General features: G+C 44.8%; 5 protein-coding genes. 4 read left to right on the top strand and 1 reads right to left on the bottom strand.

Features of this window, described 5'->3' with window-relative positions; all coding sequences use genetic code 11:
- Positions 1 to 362: 362 nt before the first annotated feature.
- Positions 363 to 3,587 (bottom strand): carbamoyl-phosphate synthase large subunit, encoded by a 3,225-nt coding sequence (carB, locus tag NBH03_RS13260; RefSeq protein WP_250799854.1) that lies wholly within the window; start codon positions 3,585 to 3,587, stop codon positions 363 to 365.
- Positions 3,588 to 3,844: 257 nt separating this feature from the next.
- On the opposite strand from carB, the gene NBH03_RS13255 reads away from it, so the two are divergent.
- The 4 genes from NBH03_RS13255 to NBH03_RS13240 are packed head-to-tail and all read left to right on the top strand — an operon-like array spanning position 3,845 to position 7,868.
- Positions 3,845 to 4,744, top strand: coding sequence for a selenium metabolism-associated LysR family transcriptional regulator (locus NBH03_RS13255; protein WP_227082393.1), 900 nt, complete (start codon positions 3,845 to 3,847; stop codon positions 4,742 to 4,744).
- A gap of 58 nt (positions 4,745 to 4,802) precedes the next feature.
- Positions 4,803 to 5,951 (top strand): double-cubane-cluster-containing anaerobic reductase, encoded by a 1,149-nt coding sequence (locus NBH03_RS13250; protein ID WP_117539643.1) that lies wholly within the window; start codon positions 4,803 to 4,805, stop codon positions 5,949 to 5,951.
- Positions 5,952 to 5,958: 7 nt separating this feature from the next.
- Positions 5,959 to 6,738 carry an acyl-CoA dehydratase activase gene (locus tag NBH03_RS13245; RefSeq protein ID WP_215690452.1) on the top strand — a complete coding sequence of 260 codons (780 nt, stop codon included), beginning with the start codon at positions 5,959 to 5,961 and terminating at the stop codon, positions 6,736 to 6,738.
- Positions 6,735 to 7,868, top strand: coding sequence for an aminotransferase class V-fold PLP-dependent enzyme (locus NBH03_RS13240; RefSeq protein WP_250799853.1), 1,134 nt, complete (start codon positions 6,735 to 6,737; stop codon positions 7,866 to 7,868). The genes NBH03_RS13245 and NBH03_RS13240 overlap by 4 nt, the downstream gene beginning before the upstream one ends.
- The last annotated feature ends 2 nt before the right edge of the window (positions 7,869 to 7,870 follow it).

Here is a 7,870-nt window from a genome sequence, read left to right as displayed (position 1 = left end):
AAAAATCCCTTCTACGGATATGTATGATGAAGAAGGTAATAAAACAAACTGATATAGCCATCTACTGGCTAGAAAGAACAAATCCCTTCTTCTTAATTTGTCCTTGACAAGGGGTACACTTTAAAGATATCCTTGAACTTCTTTCTGAAATTGGTTGCATTCCTGACGATATCCGGGAACGGATTACATCTGAGACTCATCTTGATACTCTCAAGCAATGGTCCAGAAATGCCGCGCGCTGTCAGAATTTAGAAGAATTTATTGAGAGAATGTAACAGTCTCACGAGAGAACTACCCGGCCAAATGTCTTTTTAAACACATAGCCGGGCAGTTCTTAAAACTTAAATGTTTTGCCAATATTTTTATTGAATTTCACTGTGCATCTGCTGCAGTGATTTAACTCTATTATTTTCTTCCATATGTGCTTTCACATAACCAATGCCCTCAGCGGTTGCTTTCGCTGCTGCGATGGTTGTCATATATGGAATCTTTGCCTTAATGGCGGCTTTACGAAGATAACTGTCATCATGCACACTTTCTTTGCCTGCCGGTGAATTAACTACAAGGTCAATCTTGCCATTCGTGATCATATCCAGAATGTTCGGACGTCCTTCATAAAGTTTCTTCACCTTTTCAGCTGGAATACCGGATTCATTCAACAGATCACAGGTCTTTCCTGTTGCAATAATCTTAAAGCCGTCTTCATGGAAGCGCTTTGCCACATCCACGACTTCTGGCTTATCTTTCTTATTCACAGAGATCAAAACTGTGCCTTCCAACGGCAGTTTCAGAGATGCAGCTTCCTGCGCCTTGAAAAAGGCTTCGCCGTAGGACTCGGATAATCCAAGTACCTCACCGGTTGATCGCATTTCCGGTCCGAGAACAGGATCTACTTCCGGGAACATATTGAATGGGAAGACAGCTTCCTTGACACCATAATATGGAATCTTCTGCTCTTTCAATTCCGGAACAGGTGACGGACGACCTGTTAATTCTGATGTAATAATATCTGTTGCCAACGGCACCATACGGATATTGCAGACTTTGGATACAAGCGGCACTGTACGGGATGCTCTCGGATTGGCTTCCAGAACATACACTTTGCCGTTCTCAATGGCGTACTGCATGTTCATCAGGCCCCTGACATGCATTTCCTCAGCAATCTTTCTTGTATATTCCTTGATGGTTGCCACATTTTCAGGTGAAATATGCACAGAAGGCAAGATACAAGCAGAGTCACCGGAATGAACACCGGCCAGTTCAATATGCTCCATAACAGCCGGTACAAAGGCATGTGTACCATCGCTGATGGCATCTGCCTCACATTCTGTAGCATGATTCAGGAAACGGTCAATCAGGATTGGTCTGTCCGGTGTCACACCTACTGCAGCTGCCATATAGCCGACCATGCTCTCATCATCATAGACAACTTCCATACCGCGGCCGCCAAGAACATAGGAAGGACGTACCATAACCGGGTAACCAATCTTATTTGCAATCTCCAGTGCTTCATCAACGGTTGTTGCCATGCCGGATTCAGGCATCGGAATGTCAAGTTTTTCCATCATGGCACGGAACAGATCACGATCTTCTGCAAGATCGATGACTGCAGGTGCTGTACCAAGAATCTTTACGCCATTTTTCTCAAGCTCTGCTGCCAGATTCAGTGGTGTCTGACCGCCAAACTGGGCAATCACGCCCAATGGTTTTTCTTTCTTATAAATGCTGAGAACATCTTCCAGTGTCAACGGCTCAAAATAAAGCTTGTCAGATGTGTCATAATCAGTAGAAACAGTTTCCGGATTACAATTGACAATAATGGTCTCAAAACCAAGCTTCTTTAAGGCAAGAGCTGCATGTACACAGCAATAGTCAAACTCGATACCCTGACCAATTCTGTTTGGACCGCCACCGAGAATCATAATCTTCGGTTTTGCCTCAGACACAGGATTCTTGTCTTTGGCATTGTAAGTGGAATAATAATACGCGCTGTCTTTTGTACCACTGACATGAACACCTTCCCATGCTTCTTCAACCCCAAGACTAATTCTGTGATTGCGGATTTCTTCCTCTGGAATCTCCAGCAGCTGGCTCAGATATTTATCAGAGAAGCCATCTTTCTTTGCCTGGATCAAAAGTGCATCTGCCGGCAGATGACCTTTGGACTTAAGGATTTCTTCCTCTTCCTCAACCAATTCACGCATCTGCTCAATAAAGTATGTCTTCACCTTGGTCAGATTGAAAATCTCTTCTGTTGTTGCACCCTTGCGGATAGCTTCGTACATAATAAAATGACGGTCACTTGTCGGATTAATCAGCAAATGTAAAAGTTCTTCCTTTGTCATGGTATTATAATTCTTTGCATGACCAAGACCGTAACGGCCTGTTTCAAGACTTCGGATGGCTTTCTGAAAGGCCTCTTTGTAGTTCTTTCCAATACTCATAACTTCACCGACCGCACGCATCTGTGTGCCAAGCTTATCTTCAACGCCTTTGAATTTCTCAAAAGCCCAGCGTGCAAACTTGATAACCACATAGTCTCCATCCGGTACATATTTGTCCAAGGTACCATATTTTCCGCAAGGAATATCCTTCAGTGTCAAGCCTGTTGCCAGCATTGCAGACACAAGAGCGATTGGGAAACCTGTGGCCTTAGAAGCCAGAGCAGATGAACGTGATGTACGTGGATTAATCTCGATAACAATAATTCTGTCTGTCACAGGATCATGAGCAAACTGTACGTTTGTACCACCAATAACCTCAACAGATTCAACAATCTTATAAGCCTGTTCCTGAAGACGTTTCTGGCATTCTTCAGAGATTGTCAGCATTGGTGCTGCACAGAAAGAATCGCCGGTATGCACACCCAGAGGGTCGATATTCTCAATAAAACATACCGTAATCATGTTGTTATCTTTATCGCGGACAACTTCCAGTTCCAGTTCTTCCCATCCAAGAATGGACTCTTCTACAAGAACCTGGCCCACAAGACTGGCCTGAAGACCTCTGGCACAAACAGTCTTTAATTCTTCTTTATTATAAACAAGGCCGCCGCCGGCGCCACCCATTGTATAAGCCGGACGAAGGACCACCGGATAATCCAGTTTATCTGCAATAGCAAGGGCCTCTTCCACACTGTAAGCGACCTCGCTTCTCGCCATCTCGACACCAAGTTTGTCCATCGCATGCTTAAATTCAATACGGTCTTCACCACGCTCAATGGCATCCACCTGTACACCAATAACTTTTACATGATATTTATCCAAAATACCGGCCTTATTCAGCTCTGCACACAAATTCAGACCGGACTGTCCGCCCAAATTCGGCAAAAGCGCATCCGGACGTTCCTTTGCAATGATCTCTTCCAGACGTTCCACATTCAACGGTTCAATATACGTCACATCCGCTGTCTCAGGATCTGTCATAATAGTTGCAGGGTTGGAATTGACCAAAACAATCTCATAACCCAGTTTTTTCAATGCCTTGCAGGCCTGAGTGCCTGAATAATCGAATTCGCAGGCCTGACCGATAATAATCGGACCAGAACCAATAATAAGTACTTTATGAATGTCTGTTCTCTGTGGCATGATAAAATCCTCCTTATTTTAATTACTATTATAGACATAGGTCGTACCTATTCACAAGCTTTTTTTCCAGAATTGTAATTAATTGTAAAAGTATTATTTATTACCCTACATTATAAACCGTTTAAATGGCAGTCCTTCACCCATTTCGACAACATTTTCGACGCGTTTTATCAATATTTCAAATATATTCATTGCTTTTCGTAATAATAAATTGTATACTGTTACTAACGACTTATATACGATTACAGGAGGCCCCTATGGATTTTAAACAATTACACTCTTTTATCTCCGTTGTCCGCTGCAGAAGTTTCACGGAAGCAGCCGAAGAACTGGGCATCTCACAACCCACCATCAGCACTCATATCCGAATTTTGGAGGAAGAATTAAATTCACGGCTCATCGTACGCACAGCCAAAAGCTTTGAAGTCACCCCTCGAGGCATGGAACTTTTTGAATGTGCCCAAAACATTCTGAAACTCAGAGATGACATGGTCAGCCGCTGGAACGGTCACGGTTCCAAGGTGATTCGTCTTGGCGTTTCTACAATTCCATCCGCCTATATTCTTCCGGAAGTACTGCCGACATTCGGCAAAAGCCACGATGATATTTATTTTGTTGTTACCCAGAGCGACAGCCGCGGCATTATTGATGCTGTTCATAAAGGCAGTTATGATCTGGGCCTTGTGGGCATGAAAACCGATGACGAACAGCTTGTTTTCAAAAAGTTTTATCAGGATCATCTGGTTCTGATTGCACCTGTCACTGACTATTTTCTGGAAATGAAGGATACTGGCAGCTTTTCCCTTGAGAAGGTCCTTCAGGAGCAGCCTGTCATCTTACGTGAACAGGGCAGCGGCACCGGCAAATCGGCTTCTGCTTTTCTCGAAAAAATCGGCATTCCCGAAGATAAACTCCATATTGCTGCCCGCATCAATGATCAGGAAGCCATCAAAAACCTTGTTGCCGGCGGCCTCGGCGTCTCCATCGTCTCCGAAAAAGCCGTCCATGACTATATCGATGCCAAAAGACTACTGCAGTTCGAACTGCCGGGACATATCGCCGGTAGAGAATTTTATATCATCTATCATAAGGATTTTATTTTAAAAGACTACGTTTGTGAGTTTATAAAATACTTAGAACATTGCTATAAACAGTAACTTTTCATGATACTTATCAGGCAATTATGAAAACAATTCCCCAAAGGAGGATTTTACAATGTTAAATTTACCAGCTAATTTTGAAACTTACGCTGAAGCTCGCAAATCCGGCTTTATGAAGATGAAAGAAATCAAAGACAATGGCGGCCGTATCGTGGGGGTTTACTGCTCTTTTGTTCCTCAGGAACTTCTGATGGCTGCCGGTGCTGCCGCTGCGCCTTTATGCGCTTCCAGCGATGAACCGATTCCTGCTGCCGAGACGAAACTGCCTCGCAATCTCTGTCCGCTGATCAAAGCCAGCTACGGTTTCGCACTGACAGACACATGTCCTTATTTCTATTTTTCAGATTTCATTGTGGGTGAAACCACCTGTGACGGCAAACGCAAGATGTTTGAACTGATGAACGAGTTAAAAGAAACTTACGTTATGCAGCTGCCGCACTCCAGAGACGACGCAGCGCTCCGTTCCTGGACCGAGGAAGTCATCCGTCTAAAAGAAAAACTGGAAGATTTTTACCATATCACCATTACGGAAGAAGACATTCGTGATGCCATCCGTCTGAAAAATCACGAACGCCGCGCCATGCTTGGTTTCCTTGAACTGGGCAAACTGAATCCTGCACCAATCAGCGGTTATGAGATGGGTACCCGCCTGGACGGTCTTGGTTTTAATTTTAATCTCGAAGAACGTATTGCTATTATCGAGGAACGCACAAAAGAAGTGTTGACAGACTGGGAAGCTAATTATAAAGGTAAAGCAAGTGATCGTCCGAGGCTCCTGATTACAGGATGTCCAAACAGCGGTGTCCGTGACAAAATTATCAAAACCGTTGAGGAACTCGGCGCAGATGTGGTGGCTTTCGACTGCTGCAACGGTACCCGTGAAAAAGTAGAACCGGTTGACGAAAATATGCCGATTTATGACGCCCTTGCAAAAAAATACCTCAATATCAACTGCTCTGTTATGAGCCCGAACAACAGCCGTATGCAGTATATTGACGAAATGATTGACGAATATCAGGTAGACGGCGTCATCGAAATTATCCTTCAGGCCTGTCATACTTACAATATCGAATCCCACTATGTGAAACAGACTGTAACAAATAAAGGAAAATCCTACCTGATGATTGAAACTGATTATTCCCAGGCGGATAAAGGCCAGATTCGTACCCGTCTGGAAGCTTTTCTTGAAACATTGGAGAAATAATAAATCAATGAATACAACACCTGTTTATTTTACCGGTATTGATATCGGTTCGACCGCTTCTAAAACGGTTGTTTTGAAAGAGGGTAAAATTGAAGATTATTTTGTACTGCCCACAGGATGGAATGGCCGCGAAACCGCCAATGCCATTCTGGAACAGCTCAAAAGCCGGGGCTATGCAGATGACATGCGCTGCGTTGCCACCGGCTACGGCCGTATCTGTGTAGATTATGCTGACAAAATTGTTACGGAAATCACCTGCCACGGCAAAGGTGGATGGGCCATTTTTAAGAAAAATATGACCATTATCGATGTTGGCGGACAAGATACCAAAATGATCAAAGTTGTTGACGGACAGGTGGCAGATTTTCTAATGAACGACAAATGTGCCGCCGGTACCGGCAAATTCATCGAAGTCATGGCTACTCGTCTGGGAGCTGATTTGAATGAAATGTATGAACTGGCAGCCAAAGGACAGCCTCTGGCTATCAGCGCCATGTGTACGGTTTTTGCAGAATCAGAAGTTATCAGCCACATCGGCTCCGGTGAGAAACGTGAAGATATCGCGGCCGGTGTCATTCACTCCGTTGCCAACCGGGTTGCCAATCTGGCAGCACGCTTCGGTGTTGAAGAAAATATTGTTCTCACCGGCGGTCTCTGTGAAAGTCCTTATTTTATTCAGACACTTTCCGACAAACTCGAACACAAGGTTGAAACCGACGCATTTGCCAGATATGCCGGTGCTCTGGGTGCCGCACTGACAGCTGCCAAAAGGAGGGATTTAGTGTGATTTATCTGGATTCATCGGCCACTTCATTTCTAAAGCCGCCTCAAGTGGCGGAAGCCGTCTTCCGCTCTTTTAATACCATCGGCAATGCCGGTCGAGGCGCTCATGCCCCGACCCTGAACGCCTCCCGGCTTATTTATGATACCCGCGAAAAACTGGCTGCACTCTTTGGCACACCGGACCCATCCCGCATTGCTTTTACATGCAATGCCACGGAAGCCCTGAACATTGCCATTCATGGCGCTATCCATCCCGGTGAACATGTTATCACAACCGCATGCGAACACAATTCTGTCCTTCGTCCACTCTATCTGAAAGAAAAAGAAGGCACTGAACTAACCATTATCCCGGCTGACAAAAAAGGGCGTATCCGGTATGATTTACTGGAATCTTCCGTAAAATCCAACACATCCGCCATCGTCCTGACTCACGCTTCCAATTTATCCGGAAACGTCACAGATTTGGCTTTTGTGTCGAATTTTGCAAAAAAACATGGACTGCTGCTGATTGTGGATGCTTCGCAAACAGCCGGAAGTCTGCCTATCAATGTGGTAAAAATGGGCATTGACATTCTCTGTTTTACCGGACACAAAGGGCTCTTCGGTCCTCAGGGAACCGGCGGTCTCTATGTCCGTGAAGGCTTAACTCTTTCGCCTTTGAAGTCCGGCGGCAGCGGTATCCACAGTTTCGACAGACAGCATCCGACAGATATGCCCACAGCATTAGAAGCCGGCACATTAAACGGGCACGGTATCGCCGGACTGAATGCCGGATTGGATTATATTCTATCGACTGGTGTCAAAAACATTCATACCAAAGAGATTTCTCTGGCCCGCCGCTTTGTAAATGGTATTTCCGACATTTCTGATTTGAAACTATACGGTGATATAGATGCACCTCTTCGTACACCGATTATCTCACTGAACATCGGCAATATGAGTTCTGCCTCCGTCAGCGATATTCTCTGGGAAGACTACGAAATCTGTGTCCGTGCCGGTGCCCACTGTGCACCCCTGATGCACAAAACATTTGGCACAGAGAAACAGGGGGCCGTGCGTTTCAGCTTTTCATGTTTTAACACCGAAGCTGAAATTGATACGGCTATTCAGGCAATGCATGAAATCGCAGAATAACT

The organism is Coprococcus intestinalis (assembly GCF_023656595.1).
In the GTDB taxonomy this organism is placed as follows: Bacteria; Bacillota; Clostridia; order Lachnospirales; family Lachnospiraceae; genus Coprococcus_A; species Coprococcus_A intestinihominis.
This window is presented reverse-complemented; position numbering and strand designations above follow the sequence as displayed.

Coding starts and splice junctions, on each gene's coding strand:
- NBH03_RS13245 (WP_215690452.1), top strand. CDS start 5,959: ATGAATACAACACCTGTTTATTTTACCGGTATTGATATCGGTTCGACC.
- NBH03_RS13250 (WP_117539643.1), top strand. CDS start 4,803: ATGTTAAATTTACCAGCTAATTTTGAAACTTACGCTGAAGCTCGCAAA.
- NBH03_RS13255 (WP_227082393.1), top strand. CDS start 3,845: ATGGATTTTAAACAATTACACTCTTTTATCTCCGTTGTCCGCTGCAGA.
- carB (WP_250799854.1), bottom strand. CDS start 3,587: ATGCCACAGAGAACAGACATTCATAAAGTACTTATTATTGGTTCTGGT.